This is a genomic window from Collinsella sp. Sow4_E3, from assembly GCF_052116285.1.
Lineage (GTDB): Bacteria > Actinomycetota > Coriobacteriia > Coriobacteriales > Coriobacteriaceae > Collinsella.
This window is the reverse complement of sequence record NZ_JBQKLJ010000062.1, coordinates 1-1425: the sequence shown is the minus strand read 5'-3', so window position 1 is coordinate 1425 and position 1425 is coordinate 1. Positions and strand designations below refer to the sequence as shown.

Below are 1425 nucleotides of genomic sequence, written 5' to 3'. Positions count from 1 at the left end.
CGGTCGCGGACGTGAGCGGATGTCCGACAGCCTCGACGGCGAAGTCCAGCGCCTGCCTCTTGGTGAGCCCGGCCTGTTTGACGAGTCCGCCGATGGTGGTGGTCTGCTCGGCGGACAGCATCGGCTCAGCCATGCCGCGCAGCGCCTCCATCGCCGCATCAACGCTCGCCGGGGCCGGGGCGACGGTCGGCCTCGACTGGGTGACCGTCACGCGGCTCTGATCTGCCTGATGCATCTCCTCGGCCGTATACAGTCCCGACAGGTCGATCGGGAAAGCTTTCCGCAGGGCCAGCGCCTCCGCGCACTTTCCGAGCATCAGCGCACCCTTGGTTTCCCACATGCTGGAGAGGCTGCCGTCGCGCTTCCGCCCGGCGTACTCCGCGAATAGGGCCACGGCTGGGAAAGGATGCCCGTCGCGCAGGACGGTGACTCGGGCGGCAGATGGCGGACGCTCGGAGAGCCACACGTCACGCCACACACCATCAGTCCCGCACCACTGGGTGGACTCGTAGCCGAGGGTGCCACGGGCGGCGTCGGTAGCGCGTCTCGCGATGAGCCGGAAGCCGTCGATGCCGGTCTGGATCGTCCACAGTTTCCGGCCATTCTGGAAACGCTCGATCATGTAAATCTGGCGCGCGAATGGGTCGAGCCCGGTGCGCTGGCAGTGATGGAAGAACACTTCGAGATCGGCCTCGGTGGCCCCTTGGAGTCCGATCTGCCTCAACGTGGCGACCTGCCGGTCGGTAAACCTGGATTGCTCCGAGGTGATGGCGAGCTCAGAGCCCTGCGTTCCGGTCATGCTGCTGTCCTGTCTGTGTGGGCCGCGTCTCTCGCGGCGTAGAGGTCGGTGATGAAGCGCTGCCCAGCCCTCAGCAGGGCGGTGGACAGCGTCGGGTTGAAGCGGATCGGGTAGGTGGCGAAGTCGAAGCCGCGCTCGCCGCCGGCGAGGACAGCCAGCACAGCCCGGTCCAGACCGAGGACACCGAGGCCCCACTGCACCTGGTACAGGTAGTGCATGGGCACCCGGTCGGTGCCCGCCCTGCCCCATGCGTGGGCATCGCGGAGCGGGTCGTCCCAGTCGTCGCCGGTGAGGATGTCGCGCCGGTCAGCGGTTTTCACCTCGACCAACACGCCGTCGGTGGTCACGGCGTCCGGGCTGTACAGCGCCCAGTCGTGGCGGGGATGCACGTGGGTGCCTTCCATGGCTGGGTCGTAGGTGAGTGGCTGCGGCCACGGGGTGGTGAGGGAGCGGCGCTCAGCGACCATGGTGAGCACGGACGCCTCGAGCATGGTGCCGCGCCACATCGCCGGGGCCTGGGGGTGGACAGTGCCGGCGATCTTGTCGGCGATGAGCTGGTCGCGGTGGGTCCATGGGGACAGTCCGCAGGCGGCGGCGATCTCGGAGCCGCCGATCCGCCAGCGCCG

At 68.5% G+C, this 1425-nt stretch carries 2 protein-coding genes; both read right to left on the bottom strand.

What is annotated here, in order from left to right:
- On the bottom strand, window positions 1-799 hold a 799-nt coding region (bet, locus tag ACTQ48_RS11195; protein ID WP_441570979.1), incomplete at its 3' end, for a phage recombination protein Bet.
- On the bottom strand, window positions 796-1425 hold a 630-nt coding region (locus tag ACTQ48_RS11190), incomplete at its 5' end, for a YqaJ viral recombinase family protein (RefSeq protein ID WP_441570977.1). The genes bet and ACTQ48_RS11190, both read right to left, overlap by 4 nt.